The 19398-nt window shown below is 64.3% G+C and carries 18 protein-coding genes, 1 tRNA gene and 1 pseudogene; 6 read left to right on the top strand and 14 right to left on the bottom strand.

The window, feature by feature from the left end; genetic code table 11:
• The 3 genes and pseudogenes from B3E91_RS06480 to fabF form a co-directional block, all read left to right on the top strand.
• Positions 1-483 (top strand): annotated as a pseudogene (locus B3E91_RS06480) (translational GTPase TypA); the annotation flags it as partial.
• Between the two features lie 168 nt (positions 484-651).
• Positions 652-1467, top strand: a complete 816-nt coding sequence (locus B3E91_RS06475; RefSeq protein ID WP_287028772.1) for an SDR family NAD(P)-dependent oxidoreductase — start codon at positions 652-654, stop codon at positions 1465-1467.
• A 111-nt stretch (positions 1468-1578) separates the two neighbouring features.
• Positions 1579-2853, top strand: coding sequence for a beta-ketoacyl-ACP synthase II (gene fabF / locus B3E91_RS06470; protein WP_287028771.1), 1275 nt, complete (start codon positions 1579-1581; stop codon positions 2851-2853).
• Positions 2854-2906: 53 nt separating this feature from the next.
• On the opposite strand, the gene B3E91_RS06465 is transcribed toward fabF, so the two are convergent.
• The 6 genes from B3E91_RS06465 to rpsU form a co-directional block, all read right to left on the bottom strand.
• Positions 2907-3446: a PaaI family thioesterase gene (locus B3E91_RS06465; RefSeq protein ID WP_287028770.1), complete on the bottom strand. Its 540-nt coding sequence runs from the start codon at positions 3444-3446 to the stop codon at positions 2907-2909.
• Positions 3447-3527: 81 nt separating this feature from the next.
• Positions 3528-4091 (bottom strand): TetR/AcrR family transcriptional regulator, encoded by a 564-nt coding sequence (locus B3E91_RS06460; protein ID WP_287028769.1) that lies wholly within the window; start codon positions 4089-4091, stop codon positions 3528-3530.
• Positions 4092-4186: 95 nt separating this feature from the next.
• Positions 4187-4263: transfer RNA gene (locus B3E91_RS06455), tRNA-Ile, on the bottom strand.
• A 139-nt stretch (positions 4264-4402) separates the two neighbouring features.
• Positions 4403-6247, bottom strand: coding sequence for an RNA polymerase sigma factor RpoD (gene rpoD / locus B3E91_RS06450; protein WP_287028768.1), 1845 nt, complete (start codon positions 6245-6247; stop codon positions 4403-4405).
• 66 nt (positions 6248-6313) lie between these two features.
• On the bottom strand, positions 6314-8260 hold the full coding sequence (gene dnaG, locus B3E91_RS06445; RefSeq protein WP_287028767.1) for a DNA primase: 1947 nt from the start codon (positions 8258-8260) through the stop codon (positions 6314-6316).
• Positions 8261-8408: 148 nt separating this feature from the next.
• A complete protein-coding gene (rpsU, locus tag B3E91_RS06440) occupies positions 8409-8624 on the bottom strand; it encodes a 30S ribosomal protein S21 (protein WP_010795989.1) in 216 nt (71 codons plus the stop codon).
• Positions 8625-8827: 203 nt separating this feature from the next.
• Here rpsU and tsaD point away from each other — a divergent pair, with 203 nt between their 5' ends.
• Positions 8828-9853: a tRNA (adenosine(37)-N6)-threonylcarbamoyltransferase complex transferase subunit TsaD gene (gene tsaD, locus B3E91_RS06435; protein WP_287028766.1), complete on the top strand. Its 1026-nt coding sequence runs from the start codon at positions 8828-8830 to the stop codon at positions 9851-9853.
• Positions 9854-9871: 18 nt separating this feature from the next.
• Here tsaD and plsY read toward each other — a convergent pair whose 3' ends face one another.
• Positions 9872-10441, bottom strand: a complete 570-nt coding sequence (plsY, locus tag B3E91_RS06430; protein WP_090225225.1) for a glycerol-3-phosphate 1-O-acyltransferase PlsY — start codon at positions 10439-10441, stop codon at positions 9872-9874.
• 73 nt (positions 10442-10514) lie between these two features.
• Between plsY and folB the strand changes: the two genes are divergently transcribed.
• Together folB and folK are read left to right on the top strand one after the other, a co-directional pair.
• Complete coding sequence (gene folB / locus B3E91_RS06425; protein WP_287028765.1) at positions 10515-10868, top strand: dihydroneopterin aldolase; 354 nt, start codon at positions 10515-10517, stop codon at positions 10866-10868.
• On the top strand, positions 10865-11398 hold the full coding sequence (gene folK / locus B3E91_RS06420) for a 2-amino-4-hydroxy-6-hydroxymethyldihydropteridine diphosphokinase (RefSeq protein WP_282344505.1): 534 nt from the start codon (positions 10865-10867) through the stop codon (positions 11396-11398). The genes folB and folK overlap by 4 nt, the downstream gene beginning before the upstream one ends.
• Before the next feature lie 3 nt (positions 11399-11401).
• Here the strand turns inward: folK and B3E91_RS06415 are convergent, their stop codons facing one another.
• The 7 genes from B3E91_RS06415 to apaG all read right to left on the bottom strand — a co-directional run bounded on the left by B3E91_RS06415 (position 11402) and on the right by apaG (position 19394).
• The gene (locus B3E91_RS06415; protein ID WP_287028764.1) at positions 11402-12628 is read right to left on the bottom strand and encodes a multifunctional CCA addition/repair protein; all 1227 of its coding nucleotides are present in this window, start codon (positions 12626-12628) and stop codon (positions 11402-11404) included.
• Positions 12629-12731: 103 nt separating this feature from the next.
• Complete coding sequence (locus B3E91_RS06410; protein ID WP_273234165.1) at positions 12732-14297, bottom strand: SpoVR family protein; 1566 nt, start codon at positions 14295-14297, stop codon at positions 12732-12734.
• Positions 14297-15565 carry a YeaH/YhbH family protein gene (locus B3E91_RS06405; RefSeq protein WP_273234166.1) on the bottom strand — a complete coding sequence of 423 codons (1269 nt, stop codon included), beginning with the start codon at positions 15563-15565 and terminating at the stop codon, positions 14297-14299. Before B3E91_RS06405 ends, B3E91_RS06410 begins: the two co-directional genes overlap by 1 nt.
• 86 nt (positions 15566-15651) lie before the next feature.
• Positions 15652-17574, bottom strand: a complete 1923-nt coding sequence (locus B3E91_RS06400; RefSeq protein ID WP_273234167.1) for a PrkA family serine protein kinase — start codon at positions 17572-17574, stop codon at positions 15652-15654.
• Between the two features lie 280 nt (positions 17575-17854).
• Positions 17855-18184 (bottom strand): thiosulfate sulfurtransferase GlpE, encoded by a 330-nt coding sequence (glpE, locus tag B3E91_RS06395; RefSeq protein ID WP_273234168.1) that lies wholly within the window; start codon positions 18182-18184, stop codon positions 17855-17857.
• Positions 18185-18201: 17 nt separating this feature from the next.
• On the bottom strand, positions 18202-19014 hold the full coding sequence (locus tag B3E91_RS06390; RefSeq protein ID WP_287028763.1) for a symmetrical bis(5'-nucleosyl)-tetraphosphatase: 813 nt from the start codon (positions 19012-19014) through the stop codon (positions 18202-18204).
• On the bottom strand, positions 19014-19394 hold the full coding sequence (apaG, locus tag B3E91_RS06385; RefSeq protein ID WP_273234171.1) for a Co2+/Mg2+ efflux protein ApaG: 381 nt from the start codon (positions 19392-19394) through the stop codon (positions 19014-19016). The genes B3E91_RS06390 and apaG overlap by 1 nt, the downstream gene beginning before the upstream one ends.
• Between the last annotated feature and the right edge of the window lie 4 nt (positions 19395-19398).

The following is a 19398-nucleotide window of genomic DNA, read 5'->3' as shown; positions in this document are numbered from 1 at the left end:
CCGGCACGTGGCCTGATCGGTTTCCGTAACGCCTTCCTGACCATGACCTCCGGCAGCGGCGTGCTGACCAGCACCTTCAGCCACTACGGTCCGATCAAGGTCGGCGACGTCGGCCACCGCCTCAACGGCGTGCTGGTTTCGATGGCCACCGGCAAGGCGCTGACCTATTCGCTGGAAACCCTGCAGGATCGCGGCAAGCTGTTCCTCGAGCCTGGCCAGGACATCTACGAAGGCCAGCTGTGCGGCATCAACAGCCGTGACAACGACCTGGTGATCAACCCCACCAAGGGCAAGAAGCTCGACAACATGCGCGCTTCGGGCAAGGACGAAACCATCGCCTTGGTTCCGCCGATCAAGTTCACCCTGGAGCAGGCGCTGGAATTCATCGACGACGACGAGCTGGTCGAAGTGACGCCGAAGTCGATCCGTCTGCGCAAAAAGTTCCTCAACGAAAACGACCGCAAGCGCGCCAGCAAAAGCTGATAACGCTCGCGTTCGACGATGAAGGCGCCTTATGGCGCCTTTTTCGTTTCCGGATTTCCAATTTCGCTCACTCGTATGGCCGTTTCGTGATTGCTTATCAAAGGCTTGGCGATCATTAGATTATGGTATTAATATAAGCCCACGATCCCTTACTTGCGGAGCAACAACATGAGCGTCCCTTCACCAAAAGGCGTGGCACTGGTTACCGGAGCTTCCAGCGGAATCGGCGCCGGCTATGCGCAGCGCCTTGCTCAGCGCGGCTACGATCTGCTGCTGGTGGCGCGCGACGAGCAGCGCCTGAATGCGCTGGCTGCGCGTCTGGGCGGCGAGGCCGGGGTGAAGGTCGAGGTGCTGCGCGCCGACCTCACCGACAAGGCGGATCTGCTGCGCGTCGAGCAGCGCCTGCGCAGCGATGACTCGATCAGCCTGCTGGTGAACAACGCCGGCATCGCGGTGAAGGGTACGACGCTGGAAACCGATCTGGACGCCTTCGAGCAGATGGTCCAGCTCAACGTGGTCGCCCTGACGCGGCTGGCGATGGCCGCCGGCACGCGTTTCGGTGCGGCTGCCGGCGGCACGCTGATCAACATCGCCTCGGTGCTGGCGCTGGCGCCGGAGTTGTTCAACGGCCCCTACAACGCCACCAAGGCTTATGTGCTGAGCCTCACCCAGAGCCTGCAGAATGAGCTGGTGCCGCTGGGCGTTCGCGTCCAGGCGGTGCTGCCGGGCGCGACCCGGACGGAAATCTGGGAGCGTGCCGGTCTGGACGTGGACGGCTTCCCGGCGAGCATGGTGATGGAGACCATGGAGATGGTCGATGCCGCGCTGGCCGGTCTCGATCTGGGCGAGAACGTCACCATCCCTGCGCTGCCGGACGTTGCCGACTGGGAGGCGTTCGCTGCCGCGCGCCTGAAGTTGATGCCCAACCTGTCGTTGAGCCAGGCTGCCAAGCGCTACAAGTCGGCGGGCGAAGACGCCGCCTGAAGTTCCCCCGGACGCTGCGGGTACGCAGCGCCCTTACGCCTGCCGTGAACCTTTGCGGCGGGCTTTTTATTATCTGGGTGTCCGGTTTTTCCGGCGCCCCGGAGGCTGGATATGACTGCAACGAGAATCGTGGTGACCGGCATGGGGTTGGTTTCGCCGCTGGGTTGTGGGACCGAAATCGTCTGGCGCCGCCTATTGGCCGGTCAGTCGGGCATCGGGCGTCTGCCTGACGATGTCGTCGCCGACCTGCCTACGGCGATTGGCGGTGCGGTGCCGACGTTGGAGGAAGACGCAGAGGCCGGTTTCGACCCGGAGCGCGCCGCGCCGGCCAAGGAGCGCAAGAAGATGGATCGCTTCATCCTGTTCGCCCTCGCCGCCGCCCGCGAGGCGCTGGAGCAGGCGAACTGGTTCCCGCGAAGCGCTGCGCAGCAGGAGCGCACGGCGACCATCATCGCGTCCGGTATCGGCGGTTTCGGCACCATCGCCGAAGCGGTGAGGACGACCGACAGCCGGGGCCCGCGGCGCCTCTCGCCGTTCACCATTCCGTCCTTCCTGGTCAATCTCGCGGCGGGTCACCTGTCCATCCAGCATGGTTTCAAGGGACCGCTGGGTGCGCCGGTCACCGCGTGCGCGGCGGGCGTGCAGGCGATCGGCGATGCGGCGCGGATGATTCGTGCGGGTGAGGTGGACATCGCCGTGTGCGGTGGCGCCGAGGCGGCGATCGACCGTGTCAGCCTGGGCGGTTTCGCCGCGGCCCGGGCGCTTTCGAGCGATTTCAACGAGACGCCCGAGCGCGCCTCGCGGCCCTTCGACCGTGATCGCGACGGCTTCGTCATGGGCGAGGGCGCCGGTGTGCTGGTGATCGAATCGCTCGAGCATGCGCTGGCCCGGGGCGCGCTGCCGATCGTCGAGCTGGTCGGCTACGGCACCAGTGCCGATGCCTATCACCTCACCGCCGGGCCGGAAGATGGCAATGGCGCGCGTCGCTCGATGGAGCTGGCGCTGCGCCAGGCCGACATCGCGCCTGCGCAGGTGCAGCACCTCAACGCCCACGCCACCTCTACACCGGTCGGTGACAAGGGTGAGTTGGCGGCGATCAAGGCGCTGTTCGGCGCGGAAGGCGGTATTGCGGTGACGTCCACCAAGTCCTCCACCGGCCACCTGCTCGGCGCGGCCGGCGGTATCGAGGCGATCTTCACTGCCCTTGCGCTGCGCGATCAGAAGGTCCCGGCGACGCTCAACCTGGAGCACCTCGACGAGGCGGCGCAGGGTGTCGACATCGTTCATGGGGCGGCGCGCCCGATGCGCATCGAGCATGCGCTGTCCAATGGCTTCGGTTTCGGTGGGGTGAACGCCAGCGTGCTGTTCAAGCGCTGGCAGGGCTGAGCCAGTGGGCGGTATCGATCACCCCGCGGGGCGATCGATACCGGTAGGCTCCGTCAGCCTCGGGGACCGAGGATCATGCAGGTCGTGGTGCCGGTGGCGTAGAGGCGGTCGTCCACGTCGTAGATGCGGCCTTCGGCGAGGGCGATGGTGCGTCCGATGTGGACGATCGTGCCTTCCGCCCGGACCGGTCCGGTATCGCTGGTCAGGGCGCGTACGTAACTGATGCGCAGATCGACGGTGGTGTAGGCCTGGCCTTTCTTCAGCCCAGTGTGCACCGCGCAGCCCATGGCGGAGTCCAGCAGCGTCGCGGCATAGCCGCCGTGCACGCTGCCGAGCGGGTTGTAGTGGCGCTTCCCGGGCGTGCCCTGGAAGACAAAGCACCCCTCGGACCATTCGATGGGGTAGAAACCTATCAGGTCGCCGATGGCCGGGCTGGGGAAGTCGCCGCTGCCTATGCCGGCAAGGTAGTCCGTCGGTGCCAGTTCAAGCAGCTGCTCGATGCTGGTGCTGCCAGGCGCGGCGAGGCGAGCACGCATGGCGGCCTCCACGGCATTCCACTCCTCGATTTTGCGGGTGCGTTCGGCTTCGTTCATGGCTGTTCCTTTATTAGCGTTGTATGACGGTCAACATGCTGCTGCGCAAGGGCTCGCTCTCCTGAGAGAGCAAGCGGGGTGTCAGTCGCGGGGGTTGCAGGTTTGCTCGATGAGCCAGTCGCGGGTCGTGTCGAGGATGCGTTCGGACAGCTCGGGATCGACCACGCTGCGCGAGATCATCAGCGCGCCGAGCATGGCACAGAAGGTACCGATGCTGTCGCGTTCGGCTTGGGCGCCACCGATCTTGCCTTCGAGATTCGCCAGGCGGTTGCGCACCAGTTCATCGGTCGTGCTGCTGGGTTGGCCGCGCTGGCCCAGCTCGGAGGACATGGTCGGCAGCGGGCAGCCCTTGCCGGGATTGTCGCGGTGCGCGGTGGATAAATAGCCGGTGATCAGCGTGCGCAGGTCGCCGCTCAGGGTATTGTTCTGGGCGCTGTTCAGGTTGCTGGATGCCGCGCGAAGCGCTTCTTCGACCAGCTCGTCCTTCGACTTGAAGTGCGCATAGAAGCCGCCGTGGGTCAGCCCCAGCGCCTTCATAAGGGGCTGCAGCCCGGTGGCGCCGATGCCGTCGCGACGGAACCGCTCGGAGGCTTCGTCGATGATGCGCTGATGGGTACGCGCCTTGTGGTCTTCCGAATATCGCACGGACATGCCTCCGCTTAGATTGTGACCGTAATTTAACACGGAATGGGCGGTGTACGAAAAGCAGGACGCGGTGTTTCGGCGGGGTGCTGAAGAAATGGTGGGCCTTCCCGGGCTCGAACCGGGGACCGAGCGATTATGAGTCGCGCGCTCTAACCAACTGAGCTAAAGGCCCTTATTGCGATGCCGACGACCAATGTCGCTCGGCGGTGGCGGGTCGCCCGTGAGGGCCGGCGGATTATAGGGCGCGCGTCGCCACGCGCCAAGCCATTGAGCAGAAAGCAAAACCCCAGCTTGCGGCTGGGGTTCTGTTGTTACTCGTCGAGGAACGAACGCAGGTGCTCGCTTCGCGACGGGTGGCGCAGCTTGCGCAGCGCCTTGGCTTCGATCTGGCGGATACGCTCGCGGGTGACATCGAACTGCTTGCCGACTTCCTCGAGGGTGTGGTCGGTATTCATGTCGATGCCGAAGCGCATGCGCAGCACCTTGGCTTCACGAGCGGTCAGCCCGGAGAGCACTTCGCGGGTCGCTTCCTTGAGGCTTTCCACGGTCGCCACGTCGATCGGCGACTGCATGCTGGAGTCCTCGATGAAGTCGCCCAGGTGCGAATCTTCGTCGTCGCCGATGGGTGTTTCCATGGAGATCGGCTCTTTGGCGATCTTCAGTACCTTGCGGATCTTGTCCTCGGGCATCTCCATGCGCTCGCCCAACTCTTCCGGAGTGGGCTCGCGACCCATCTCCTGCAGCATCTGGCGGGAGATGCGGTTGAGCTTGTTGATCGTCTCGATCATGTGCACCGGAATACGGATGGTGCGCGCCTGGTCGGCGATCGAGCGGGTGATCGCCTGGCGAATCCACCAGGTGGCGTAGGTCGAGAACTTGTAGCCGCGGCGGTATTCGAACTTGTCCACCGCCTTCATCAGGCCGATGTTGCCTTCCTGGATCAGATCGAGGAATTGCAGGCCACGGTTGGTGTACTTCTTGGCGATCGAGATCACCAGGCGCAGGTTCGCCTCGACCATCTCTTTCTTGGCACGACGGGCCTTGGCCTCGCCGATGGACATGCGACGGTTGACGTCCTTGATCTCGGCGACGGTCAGCTCGGCTTCGTCCTGCAGCGCGGCCAGCTTGCGCTGGGCGCGGACGATGTCGTCCTGCAGACGGCCGATGGCTTCGGCGTACTTGCTCTTGCCCTTGGCCAGTCCGGCGGCCCAGGTTTCATCGGTTTCATGGCCGGGAAACTGGCGCAGGAAGTCGGCTCGCGGCATGCGGGCATCACGAACGCACAGCTGCATGATCGCGCGTTCCTGCTGGCGAACAAGATCCAGGGCGCCACGGACGCGGCTGACCAGCACTTCGAACTGCTTCGGAATGACCTTGATCGGCATGAACAGCTCGGCCAGCGCCTGCAGTTCGGCGACGGCCTGCTTGCTTGCGCGACCGTGCTTCTTCAGGGCTTTCTTGGCCTTGTCCAGCTGTTCGGAAACGGCGGTGAAGCGGCGCAGCGCTTCCTCCGGGTCCGGGCCGCCGTCGCCTTCTTCCTCGTCTTCGCTGTCGCTATCGTCCTCTTCCTCGTCGTCCTTGGCGGCAGCGGCGTCGGTTTGCGGCTGCACGGGCTCGACTTCCTCGGCCGGCGCGCTGCCGTCATCGGGGTCGATATAGCCACTGAGGACGTCGGACAGGCGGCCACCTTCGCTGGTGACGCGCTGGTATTCGCCGAGGATGTAGTCGACGGTGCCGGGAAAGTGGGCGATGGCGCCCATGACTTCGCGGATGCCTTCCTCGATGCGTTTGGCGATTTCGATCTCGCCTTCGCGGGTCAGCAGTTCCACGGTGCCCATTTCGCGCATGTACATGCGCACCGGGTCGGTGGTACGGCCGATGTCGGTTTCCACGGCAGCGAGAGCGGCAGCGGCTTCTTCGGCGGCGGCTTCGTCGGTGTCGGCTTCGGCCAACAACAGGGCATCCGCATCCGGAGCACTCTCGAATACGTTGATCCCCATGTCGTTGATCATGCGGATGATGTCTTCCACCTGTTCCGGATCGGAAATATCCTCCGGCAGGTGGTCGTTGACCTCCGCGTAAGTCAGGTAACCCTGCTCACGACCGCGGGCGATCAACTCTTTCAAACGAGACTGCTGTTGCGCTTTTCCGGACATAACACCCTATCCACTTAGGTCTTGGCGGGCAAAAAATAAGCTGAGCATTATAGCTGAGCCTTGACCTCACGCGCCAGTTGAGGTCGGGGAGACGGGAGATGCATTTCGACTGAGCAGGTCCCGAAGCTGGTCTTTCTCTTCGGCGGTCAACTCACTTTGACGTGCTTTACGAAGCAGGTGTTCGAGGCTTCGCTCGCGTTGGCGGGCTGCAAGCCTAGTTATAGTGTCGAAAAACTGTTGTTCAAGGTTATCGGCCGAAATCAGCCATTCCTTCTCGGCCAGCGCCCGCAGCAGCCGACCCTGTTCTGTGCCGTGCCAGCGCGCGATCAATTGCAGCGAGCGCAGCTTGGGGTTCTTCTGCATCGCTTCGAGCAGCGATACCAAAAGCTGCGCGTATGTGTCGTCTTCCGCGGCGAAATGGCTGGCATCTTCGACCTTGTGCGCGAGTTGCGGATGGTGAAGAAGCGTCCGCAGTGCGGTCAGCGTCGGTGATTCGACGGCGGTTGGAATGCGTGGGCCGCGCGGTTTCGGCTCCCCCTTGCGTCCGTCCTTCTTCCAGTCCTTCTTGCCATCCCACTTCTTTCTCTCGCCGGTGCCTGGGTTGGGCCTCTCGAAAGCGGCCGGCTCGTAATCGTGTTCGTGCGCCGGCATGGCTTCGTAGTAGGCGCTGCCGTCGTCCAGCGGTGGCGGGCCATCGACCGCGGGGGCGCTGTGCGCCATATGCTGCAATGCATCGCCCTGCAGGCCGGTGATCTCGCTCAGGCGCTGGCGCATCAGTGCGCGCAGATTGGCGCCGGGAATCTTTTCGATCAACGGTGCCGCGAGTGTGGCCAGATGGGCCTTGCCTTCGAGCGAGCGCGGGTCGGCTTCGTCGGTCAACTGCTGGAAGAAATAGTCCGCCAGCGGTTGCGCATGCTGGTTGATGCGCGCGTGGAACGCGTCGGTACCTTCGGCGCGTACCAGGCTGTCCGGGTCCTCTCCCTCGGGGAGGAACAGGAAGCGCGCCCGGCGTCCGTCCTGCAGGCTCGGCAATGCCGATTCGAGGGCGCGCCAGGCGGCCTTGCGCCCGGCGGAGTCGCCGTCGAAGCAAAACAGCACGTTGGGCACCAGGCGAAACAGTCGCTTGATGTGCTCCTCGCTGGTCGCGGTGCCGAGGGTGGCGACGGCGTTGCGCAGGCCCTGCTGGGCCAGCGCGATGACATCCATGTAGCCTTCGACCACCATGATTTCGTGCAGGTCGCGGTTGTTCTGGCGCGCTTCATAAAGGCCGTACAGCTCCTGGCCTTTGTGGAACACCGGCGTCTCCGGGGAGTTCAGGTACTTCGGCTTGTCGTCACCGAGCACCCGGCCGCCGAAGGCGATCACGCGTCCGCGGCTGTCGCGGATGGGGAACATCACTCGATCGCGGAAGCGGTCGTAGCGCTTTCCAGTTTCGGCGTTCTCGATCAGCAGGCCAGCATCGATCATGGTCTTCTGCTGCAATGCATCGCCGCCGAAGTGCTTGAACAGATTGTCCCAGCCGGGCGGGGCGAATCCCAGGCCGAAGTCGCGGGCGATCTCGCCGGTCAGTCCGCGTCCCTTCAGGTAGGTGACTGCAGCCTTGCGCGTGGGGTGGCTTTTCAGCGCCTGGCGATAGAACTCCGCCGCGGCCGCGAGCAGCGGGTAGAGCGGCGAGTCGGTGGGTTGCCGGGCTTTCTGACCGCGGCCGCCTTCCTCGCGCGGCACCTCCATGCCGGCACGCTTGGCCAGGTCCTCGACGGCCTGGACGAAGTCCAGGTGGTCGTGGTCCATGATGAAGCCCAGGGCGTTGCCGCCAGCGCCGCAGCCGAAGCAGTAGTAGAACTGCTTGTCCGGACTGACCGTGAAGGACGGCGTCTTTTCCTTGTGGAACGGGCAGCAGGCGCTGTAATTCTTCCCGGTCTTCTTCAGCGAGATGCGCGAGCTCACCACGTCGACAATGTCGGAGCGGTTGAGCAGATCATCGATGAACGACTGGGGAATCAGTCCGGCCATGGGTGCGTCGGGCGCTCGCTATCAGCGGTGGGCGAAAACGAAAAAACTCCGACCATCGCCAATCGGCGAAGCGGAGTCTGTCGGCGCTTGAAAAGCAAAGCCCGGCAGAAGCCGGGCAATGCGGGGCGTCAGCGGCGCAGGCTGTAACTCAGTACAGGCGCTCGCGACGGCGCTGTTCGCGCTGCACTTTCTTGGCGTGACGCTTGACTGCAGCAGCAGCCTTGCGCTTGCGCTCGGAAGTGGGCTTCTCGTAAAACTCGCGGCTGCGGACTTCAGCCAGTACACCGGCTTTTTCGCAGGAGCGCTTGAAACGACGCAGGGCTACGTCGAAGGGTTCGTTCTCTTTAACTTTGACGGCGGGCATCCAGGTCGTACCTTCATTAATACCGGTGGTGGAACGCTCTCCCGGCAATCGGCTCTGGGAGTACGTCGGTTTTCAAGGGTTGCGGATAGTAACGTCTCATGCCGCAGAATGCAAAGCCCTTCAGTCGAAAAGCACTGGTCTGCCCTCGGGGCGGCGATTATCATGCGCGCCTTCGAATTTGCCTAGCGGGAAGCTCACTGCCCATGCGTGTGCTGGGATTGGAAACCTCTTGCGACGAGACCGGTGTCGCGCTCTACGACAGCGAGCGCGGTCTGCTGGCCGACGCGCTGTTCAGCCAGATCGACCTGCACCGCGTCTACGGTGGCGTGGTCCCCGAGCTGGCCTCGCGCGACCACGTCAAACGCATGCTGCCGCTGATCCGCCAGGTTCTCGCCGAGGCCGATTGCGGCACCGGGCAGGTCGACGCGATCGCCTACACCGCCGGCCCCGGCCTGGTCGGCGCGCTGCTGGTGGGCGCTTCCTGCGCCCAGGCGCTGGCGCTCGCCTGGGGTATCCCGGCGCTCGGCGTGCACCATATGGAAGGTCACCTGCTGGCGCCAATGCTGGAAGAGCAGCCCCCCGAGTTTCCGTTCGTCGCCTTGCTGGTTTCCGGGGGGCACACCCAGCTGGTTCGCGTCGACGGCATCGGGCGCTACCAGCTGCTTGGCGAGTCCCTCGACGATGCGGCGGGCGAGGCGTTCGACAAGACCGCCAAGCTGATGGGCCTGAATTATCCGGGTGGGCCGGAAATCGCCCGGCTGGCCGAGGCCGGTACGTCGGGCCGGTTCACCTTTCCGCGGCCGATGACCGATCGCCCCGGCCTGGATTTCAGCTTCAGCGGGCTGAAGACCTTCGCCCTGAATACCTGGCAGCACTGCCGAGCCTCGGCTGACGACGGCGAGCAGACGCGCGCCGATGTGGCGCTGGCGTTCCAGCAGGCGGTTGTCGACACGCTGACCATCAAGTGCCGCCGCGCCCTCAAGCAGACCGGCCTGAGCAGCCTGGTGATCGCCGGCGGCGTCAGCGCCAACCAGGCCCTGCGCCAGTCGCTGGAGCGCATGCTCGGCGAATTCGGCGGCCATGTGTTCTATGCCCGCCCGCGGTTCTGTACCGATAACGGTGCGATGATCGCCTACGCCGGCTGCCAGCGGCTGCTTGCCGGGCAGCAGGACGGTCCGGCGATCAAGGTGCACGCGCGTTGGCCGATGGAGTCCCTTCCAGCGATTTGATCTGCACTTTCCGGTCGTTCAGAAGTGCCGTTCGCGGCCGCCGAACAGGTCGCGCAGGTTGCCGCGATGGCGCCAGACAATCAGCGCGCAGAGTGCGCTCATCGGCAGCAGGGCGCCGGGTTGCTGCCAGGCCAGCAGTGGCAGCGTCAGCGGCGTGGCCACCAGCGCGGCCAGCGAACTGATGCGGGTGAGGGCGAACGTCAGCAGCCAGGCGGCCGCGGCGAGCAGCGCCGCCGGTGGATAAAGACCGAGCAGCATGCCGGCGGCGGTGGCGACACCCTTGCCACCACGAAAACCGAAATACAGCGGATACAGGTGCCCGACCACCGCCGCCAGGCCGATCCAGGCCTGCTGCTGGACGGAGAAGCCGAGCAGCTTGACGATCAATACCGGCAGGCAACCCTTGAGCAGATCGCCGAGCAGGGTGAGGATGGCCAGGCGTTTGCCGGCCACACGCAGCATGTTGGTGGCGCCCGGGTTGCCCGAGCCGCTGGCGCGAGGGTCCGGGCCGCCGGCCACGCGGCTGAGCAGAATGGCGAAGGACAGCGAGCCGAGCAGGTAGGCGAGGGCCGCCAACAGCCAAAACATGGTATCCATCCCGGGGCGAGAGAGTCCCGATTCTAGCGGGGCGCAGGCCCCTTGTCGTGCCGCGGAGAGCGAAGTGGACAGAGTGTTTATCGACGGGCTGGAAGTCGACACCGTGATCGGTGCCTACGACTGGGAGCGGGAGATCCGCCAGTGCCTGAGGCTCGATCTGGTGTTCGCCTGGGACAACCGGGCGCCCGCCGAGCAGGACGACCTGAGCAAGGCGCTGGACTACGCCACGGTTTCCGAGCGGATCGCCGCCTTCGCCGCCGAGGCGCGCTATGAGCTGGTGGAAACCTTCGCCGAGCGGCTCGCCGCCTGCCTGATGGACGAGTTCGGCATGCCTGGCCTCTGGCTCAAGGTGACCAAGCCTGGCGCGGTGCCCAGCGCGCGCGGGGTCGGTGTGGAAATCCGCCGGGGTAACCTGTGACGCCGATCCTGCTGGGCCTTGGCAGCAACACCGAGCGCACCGCGCACCTCAGCGCCGGACTGGAGGCGCTGGACGGCTTCCTGCAGAACATCGCCTGTTCGCCGGTGTTCGAGAGCCTGCCGGTGGGCATCAAGAGCGGACCGTTCTACAACCTGGTGGTGTCGGCGCAGACCGATCTTCCGCTCGGCGAGCTGGATCGCCGGCTCAAGTTCATCGAGGCCGACAACGGTCGCTATGCGCCGGATCGGCGCGGCTTGCCCCTGGACATCGACGTGCTGACCTACGGCCAGATGACCGGCAACTTCGACGGCCTGATCCTGCCGCGCGGGGAAATCCTGAAGAACGCTTTCGTGCTCTGGCCGCTGGCGCTGCTGGTGCCGGAGGGACTGCATCCCGGCAGCGGCATCAGCTTCGCCGCGCTCTGGCGCGACGCGCAGATCGAACAGACCCTGTGGCCGGTGGCCTTCGAGTGGCGCGGCGTCGCGCTGACGCCCGCGAGCCTGATCGAGCGCCATCCGCGCCCGGTCTGAACGCTACTCGCGGTTCTGCTTGTAAGCCTTCAGCGCCGCCAGTCGCTCACGGTTCAGTGCCTCGCCCAGCTGTGCGCCCTGGAAACCCTTCTCCAGCAAGGGCCGCACCGCCACCGCCCGCGCCGCGTCGGCCGCGCCGCGCAGGTAGTCGGCCTGCGGATAGTCGCGCTGTTCGAGGCCCAGGCGCCCGCGCGCATCCATCTCGCTGGCCGCGATGAACTCCTCGAAGCGCTGCGGGCGGCGGTAGATGTCGAATTGCTGGAGCAACTCGAACAGCGTCGAGGGGCGCAGCTCCAGGGCCCGATGGGCATGGGTGTGGTATTCGCCCACCAGCAGCGCTAGCTCGGCGCACTCGCGCGGCACCTTGCAGCGCGCGTTCACCGCAGCGATCGGCTTGCGCCCCTTGTGTTCATGGGCGATGTGCTTCGGCCATTCCTCCGGCGGGGTGAGGCCCTTGCCGAGATCGTGCAGCAGGCAGGCCCAGCGCACGGTGAGCGGCTGGCCGTGTTCGGCGCATTGGCGCAGCACGGCCAGCACATGGGCGCCGGTATCGATCTCGGGATGGTGCTGCGGCGGCTGCGGCACGCCGAACAGGGCGTCGACCTCCGGCAGCAATTCGGCGAGGGCGCCGCAGTCGCGTAGCACCTGCACGAAGACGTCGGGGCGCGGCTCCATCAGCGCCCGGGAGATTTCCTTCCAGCTGCGCTCGGGCGTCAACGCCTGCAACTCGCCGGACTCGGCGAGCTGCCGCATCAGCGCCTGGGTTTCCTCGGCGACGCGAAAGCCAAGCGGGGCATAGCGCGCGGCGAAGCGGGCGACGCGCAGCACGCGCAGCGGGTCTTCGGCGAAGGCGGGGGAGACGTGCCGCAGCAGCCTGGCTTGCAGGTCCTGCTGGCCGTGGTAGGGGTCGATCAACTGACCGTGGTCATCCTCGGCCATCGCGTTGATGGTCAGGTCGCGGCGGATCAGGTCTTCCTCCAGGGTGACCCGTGGATCGGCGAAGAAGGTAAAGCCGCCATAGCCCCGGCCGCTCTTGCGCTCGGTGCGCGCGAGCGCGTATTCCTCGCCGGTCTTCGGATGCAGGAAAACCGGGAAATCGGCGCCCACCGGGCGAAATCCCAGGGCTTGCATCTCCTCCGCCGTCGAACCGACCACCACCCAGTCGACCTCGGTAACCGGTCGCCCCAGCAACCGGTCACGCACGGCCCCACCCACCTTGAAAATCTGCATGTTCACCTCCGAGCCGCGGAGGATAACGGTTGGCGGCCGACGACACACCTGCGTCGCGGTACGCGAGAGACGGCCGGGGCGATCGCGCGCTCCGGCCGGTGGGTCAGATCGGCGGCAGGGCCAGATCGAGTCGCGGGTAGCCGCCGTCGTTGTCGTGCTCGCCCTTTGCCGGAACGTGATGGGTGTGCATGACCTTGTCGCCCTGCACGGTTTCCAGGTGCACGTCGAAGCCCCACAGCCGATGCAGGTGCTTGAGCACCTCTTCGGTCGACTCGCCCAGCGGTTTGCGGTCGTGCTGGGTGTGGCGCAGGGTCAGCGAACGGTCGCCACGGCGGTCGACGTTCCAGATCTGCACGTTGGGTTCGCGGTTGCCGAGGTTGTACTGTGCTGCGAGCAGCTCGCGGATGGTGCGATAGCCGCTCTCGTCGTGGATCGCCGGGACCAGCAGCTCGTCCTTCTGGTCATCGTCGAGGATGCCGAACAGCTTGAGGTCGCGGATCACCTTGGGCGAGAGGAACTGCAGGATGAAGCTCTCGTCCTTGAAGCTGCTCATGGCGAATTTCACCGTGGTCAGCCAGTCGCTGCCAGCGATCTCGGGGAACCAGCGGCGATCCTCGTCGGTGGGGTTCTCGCACATGCGGCGGATGTCGGTGTACATGGCGAAACCCAGCGTGTACGGGTTGATGCCGCTGTAATAGGGGCTGTCGAAACCGGGCTGGAAGATCACGCTGGTGTGCGACTGCAGGAACTCCATCATGAAGCCGTCGCTGACCAGGCCCTCGTCGTAGAGGTCGTTCATCAGCGTGTAGTGCCAGAAGGTCGCCCAGCCTTCGTTCATCACCTGGGTTTGCCGCTGCGGATAGAAGTACTGCGCGATCTTGCGCACGATGCGCACCACTTCGCGCTGCCAGGGCTCCAGCAGCGGCGCGTGCTTCTCGATGAAATAGAGGATGTTCTCCTGCGGTTCGGGCGGAAACCGCTTGCTGTCGTGGCCATCCTCCTTGCCGGCGCCTTTGGGGATGGTCCGCCAGAGGTCGTTGATCTGCTTCTGCAGGTGTTCCTCGCGGTCCTTCTGCCGGCGCCGCTCTTCTTCGGCGGAGATCGGGTAGGGGCGCTTGTAGCGGTCGACGCCGTAATTCATCAGCGCGTGGCAGGAGTCCAGCAGGTCCTCCACGGCGTCGATACCGTGGCGCTCCTCGCACTGCATGATGTACTGCTTGGCGAACACCAGGTAATCGATGATCGAGCTGGCATCGGTCCAGGTGCGGAACAGGTAGTTGCCCTTGAAGAAACTATTGTGCCCGTAGCAGGCGTGGGCAATCACCAGCGCCTGCATGCAGATGGTGTTTTCCTCCATCAGGTAGGCGATGCACGGGTCGGAGTTGATCACGATCTCGTAGGCCAGGCCCATCTGCCCGCGCGTGTAGGACTTTTCGGTGCTGAGGAAGTGCTTGCCGTAGGACCAGTGGTGATAGCCGAGCGGCATGCCCACCGACGCGTAGGCGTCCATCATCTGCTCGGCGGTGATCACTTCGATCTGGTTCGGATAGGTGTCCAGCGCGTAGCGCTCGGCGATCCGGCCGATCTCGCGGTCGTAGGTGCGGATCAGGTCGAAGGTCCATTCCGAGCCGGTGGAAAGGGGCTGGGCCCTGCGTTCACGTGCGCTCATCAGGCGAGCCTCCGTTGGAACAACTCGCGGAATACCGGGTAGATGTCGCCGGCCGAAACCAGTTGCTGCTGGGCGAAGCTGTCGTCGAAGGCCTCGCGCACGGCCTCGTACTCGTACCACAACGCCTGGTGTTCACGCGGGGTGATCTCGACATAGGTGAAGTACTGGACGAAGGGCATGATCTGCTTGATGAGGATGTCCCGGCAGATCGGCGAGTCGTCGTTCCAGTTGTCGCCGTCCGAAGCCTGGGCGCCGTAGATGTTCCATTCGTTGACCGGATAGCGCTCTGCCATGATTTCCTGCATCAGCTTCAGTGCGCTGGAAACGATGGTGCCGCCGGTTTCCCGCGAGTAGAAGAACTCTTCCTCGTCCACTTCGCGGGCGCTGGTGTGGTGACGGATGAACACTACTTCGATCTTGTCGTAGCTGCGCTTGAGGAACAGGTAAAGCAGGATGAAGAAGCGCTTGGCGACGTCCTTGGTCGCCTGCGTCATCGAGCCGGAGACGTCCATCAGGCAGAACATCACGGCTTTGGAGCTGGGATTGGGTTGCTTGGTCAGCAGGTTGTACTTGAGATCGAAGGTGTCGAGGAACGGCACCCGTGCGATGCGCCCGCGCAGCCGGGCGATCAGTTCCTCGGTCTCGCGGATGTCGCTGAAGTTGTCCGGCTCCTCGAGCCGGAGCCGCTCCAGTTCGATCTCCGCCGCGCGCAGCTTGGCGCGGCTGCTGCCGGACAATGCGATGCGCCGGGCATGGGCCGAACGCAGGGTGCGGATGATATTGATACGCGACGGGTTGCCCTCGCTGCTGATGCCGGCGCGGACGGTCTTGAAGGTGTCGCTGCCTTCCAGGTGGCGTTTCACCAGGTTCGGCAGCTCCAGGTCCTCGAACATGAACTCGAGGAATTCCTCCTGGGTGATCTGGAAGACGAACTCGTCCATGCCTTCGCCGGAGTTGCTCGCCTTGCCCTGGCCGCCGCCACCGCCGCCGCCCTGAGGGCGCGGGATGCGTTCGCCTGCGGTGAACTCCTTGTTGCCCGGATGGACGATGGACTGCTTGCCGCCGCGCCCATGGTGCAACACGGGCTCATCGATATCGCGGCCAGGAATGCTGATGTTCTCGCCATGCTCCATGTCGGTGATGGAGCGGCGGCCGACGGCCTCCTCGACCGCCTTCTTGATGTGATCACGGTAGCGCCGCAGGAATCGCTGGCGGTTCACCGTGCTCTTGTTCTTACCGTTCAGGCGTCGGTCGATCACGTAACTCATAGGCCCCTCCGAGGAGCAAGCTCCGGCTACGCACCCACGGGCGATCCCCGGGGGCGCGTAGCCGGGTGCTTATGGCTTGAGGCGGGTTACTGCGATTTGCGCACCCGCAGATACCACTCGGAGAGCAGGCGCACCTGCTTCTCGGTGTAACCGCGCTCGACCATGCGTCTTACGAAATCGCTGTGTTTCTGCTGATCCTCCTTGCTTGCCTTGGCGTTGAAACTGATGACGGGCAGCAGGTCCTCGGTGTTGGAGAACATCTTCTTCTCGATCACCACCCGCAGTTTCTCGTAGCTGAGCCAGGTCGGGTTCTTGCCGTTGTTGTTGGCGCGGGCGCGCAACACGAAGTTGACGATCTCGTTGCGGAAGTCCTTCGGATTGCTGATGCCGGCGGGCTTCTCGATCTTTTCCAGTTCCTCGTTGAGCGCCACGCGATTGAGGATCTCGCCGGTTTCCGGGTCGCGATACTCCTGATCCTGGATCCAGAAGTCCGCGTACAGCACGTAGCGGTCGAAGATGTTCTGCCCGTACTCGCTGTAGGACTCGAGGTAGGCGGTCTGGATTTCCTTGCCGATGAACTCGATGTAGCGCGGCGCCATGTATTCCTTCAGGTAGCGCAGGTAACGCTCGCGCACCTCGGCGGGGAACTGTTCCTGCTCGATCTGCTGTTCGAGGACGTAGAGCAGGTGCACCGGGTTGGCCGCCACTTCGTTGGGGTCGAAATTGAAGACCTTGGAAAGAATCTTGAAGGCGAAGCGCGTGGACAGCCCGGTCATGCCCTCGTCGACGCCCGCGCTGTCGCGGTACTCCTGAATCGACTTGGCCTTGGGATCGGTGTCCTTGAGGTTTTCTCCGTCGTAGACGCGCATCTTCGAATAGATGTTGGAGTTTTCAGGCTCCTTCAGGCGCGACAGGGTGGAGAACTGCGCCAGCATCTTGAGCGTGTCCGGCGCGCAATGGGCCTTGGACAGCGAGCTGTTGATCAGCAGTTTGTCGTAGATCTTGATTTCATCGGACACGCGCAGGCAGTACGGCACCTTGACGATGTAGATGCGGTCGATGAACGCCTCGTTGTTCTTGTTGTTGCGGAAGGTGTGCCACTCGGATTCGTTGGAGTGTGCCAGCAGGATGCCGTTGAACGGGATCGCGCCGAGGCCCTCGGTGCTGTTGTAGTTGCCTTCCTGGGTGGCAGTCAGCAGCGGGTGCAGCACCTTGATCGGCGCCTTGAACATCTCGACGAATTCCATCAGGCCCTGGTTCGCCCGGCACAGGGCGCCCGAGTAGCTGTAGGCGTCGGCGTCGTTCTGCGGGAATTCCTCCAGCTTGCGGATATCCACCTTGCCCACCAGCGCGGAGATGTCCTGATTGTTCTCATCGCCCGGCTCGGTCTTGGCCACGGCGATCTGGTTGAGAATCGAGGGGTAGAGCTTGACCACGCGGAACTGGCTGATGTCACCGCCGAATTCCTGCAGGCGCTTGGTCGCCCAGGGGGACATGATGGTGGACAGGTAGCGGCGCTGGATGCCGTAGTCCTCTTCGAGGATGTCGCCATCCTCCGTGGCGTTGAACAGGCCGAGGGGTGACTCGAAAACCGGCGAGCCCTTGATCGCGTAGAACGGCACCTTCTCGATCAGTTGCTTGAGTTTTTCCGCCAGGGAGGATTTACCGCCGCCGACCGGGCCGAGGAGGTAGAGGATCTGTTTCTTCTCTTCCAGGCCCTGGGCCGCGTGACGGAAGTAGGAAACGATCTGTTCGATGCAGTCTTCCATGCCGTGGAAGTCGGCGAATGCCGGGTAGCGGCGGATGACCTTGTTGGAGAATATCCGCGACATCCGCGAGTCCACCGAAGTATCCAGCACCTCCGGTTCGCCGATGGCCATGAGCATCCGTTCCGCCGCGCTGGCGTAGGCGCTTTTGTCCTGCTTGCACAGGTCGAGGTATTCCTGGAGGGACAGCTCCTCCTGGCGCGTGGATTCGAAGCGTTGTTGGAAGTGGCTGAATATACTCATTACATCACCTCGCTCGATGCTCGGAGCCGATGCGAGCTCGCTCTTGCGGGCGCTGGCAATCAGTCGACAAGTCGGCCGATCAATCCCCCAGTACACCTAAAAGGTCGCTCCCGCTCCGGTAGCCGGTGGGCCGGCTTTTCCCCTGATTTGGATGGCCTGCAGTGAAGGATAGTTCGATATCGCGATGATCAAGAACGCTGAAGCTTGTCCTCATATTGCGCTCCTTCCCCGCGCAGCGGAAGACCAGGCGGGACAAGGCATTGCGTCATTGCAAAAAAAATTATTCGGCGTGCGCCTGGGAGGTTTGTTCGGGGTAGGTGACCCGCCAGAGCTCGAATCCGCCATCCAGGCTGTACACCTCGGCGAAGCCCTGGTTGACCAGATAGGCGGCCGCGCCCTGGCTGGAGTTGCCGTGGTAACAGGTGACGATCAGGGGCTTATCGAGATCGGCCTGGGCGATGAAATCGGCCAGGGAGTAGTTGTCCAGGTGCCGCGAGCCGCTGATGTGGCCGGCCGCGAAGCTCTGCGGGTCGCGCACGTCGACCACCACCGCGCCCTGTTCGCGCAGCGTCTGTGCCTGTTGCGGGGGAATGCGTTTGAACTCGGTCATGGGAGGCTCGCTGACGGTTACTGACAATCGCAATGATGGCGCTGGCCGCTGCCCAGGTCGAGTAGCGTCAGACTGCCACCCCATACGCAGCCGGTGTCCAGGGCGAACAGGCCCGGCTCGTCGCAGCGCCCTTCGAGCGCCGCCCAGTGGCCGAAGATCAGCTTCTGGCCGAGGGTCTTGCGCTCCGGGAAGCTGAACCAGGGTGCGAAGCCGGGCGGCGGGTTGTCGGCGCTTTCCTTGCTGTTCAGGTCCAGCGTACCGTCCGCGGTGCAGAAGCGCATGCGGGTGAAATAGTTGGTGATGGTGCGCAGCCGGGCGACGCCTTCGAGGTCGCTGTTCCACTTCGCCGGCTCGTTGCCATACATGCCGTCGAGGAACAGCGGCAGGAGCCGATCATCACGCATCACGTCCTCGACCTCGGCCGCGCGCTTGAGCGCCTTTTTCAGCGTCCATTGCGGCGGAATGCCGGCGTGGACCATGGCGAAGCCGAGCACCGGATCGTGGTGTAGGAGCTTTTGCCGACGCAGCCAGTCGATCAGTTCCTGGCGATCGGGTGCGTCGAGGATTTCGCGCAGGGTGTCCTGCTTCTTCAGCCGCTTGACGTTGTGCGCGACCGCTAGCAGGTGGAGGTCGTGGTTGCCCAGGACGATCACCAGCGCGTCGCGCATGACGTACAGGTAGCGCAGCGTCTCCAGCGATTGCGGACCGCGGTTGACCAGGTCGCCGGCCAGCCAAAGGCGGTCCTTGAGCGGGTCGAAGGCCACCCGTTCGAGCAGGCATTTCAGCGGATCGAGGCAGCCTTGCAGGTCGCCGACGGCATACACCGCCATCAGTGCAGGGCCCCGGGCACCGCCAGGCGGAAGGGCGCGATCGGTGCATCGAAGCGGGTGCCATCGTCGGCCAGCATCTGATAGCTGCCGTGCATGTTGCCGACCCGCGTGGTCATCATGGTGCCGCTGCTGTAGGTGTGGCTCTGTCCGGGTTCCAGGCGCGGCTGCTGGCCGATGACTCCGGAACCGCGCACTTCCTGCACATTGCCGTTGCCGTCGGTGATCACCCAGTGGCGCGAGAGGAGCTTGGCCGGCAGCTCGCCGGCATTGCTCAGGGTGACGGTATAGGCGAAGGCGAAACGCTCCTGCTCCGGCTGGGACTGCTCGGGGAGGAAGCGCGAAATCACCGTGACGTCGATGTGGTAACGCGGATCGGGCATGCGC

The sequence above is a fragment of the Pseudomonas sp. UBA6310 genome, from assembly GCF_002438225.1.
GTDB classification, from domain to species: domain Bacteria; phylum Pseudomonadota; class Gammaproteobacteria; order Pseudomonadales; family Pseudomonadaceae; genus Pseudomonas_O; species Pseudomonas_O kuykendallii.
Note: the sequence above shows the minus strand (reverse complement) of the source record. Positions and strands in the feature narration are given on the sequence as shown.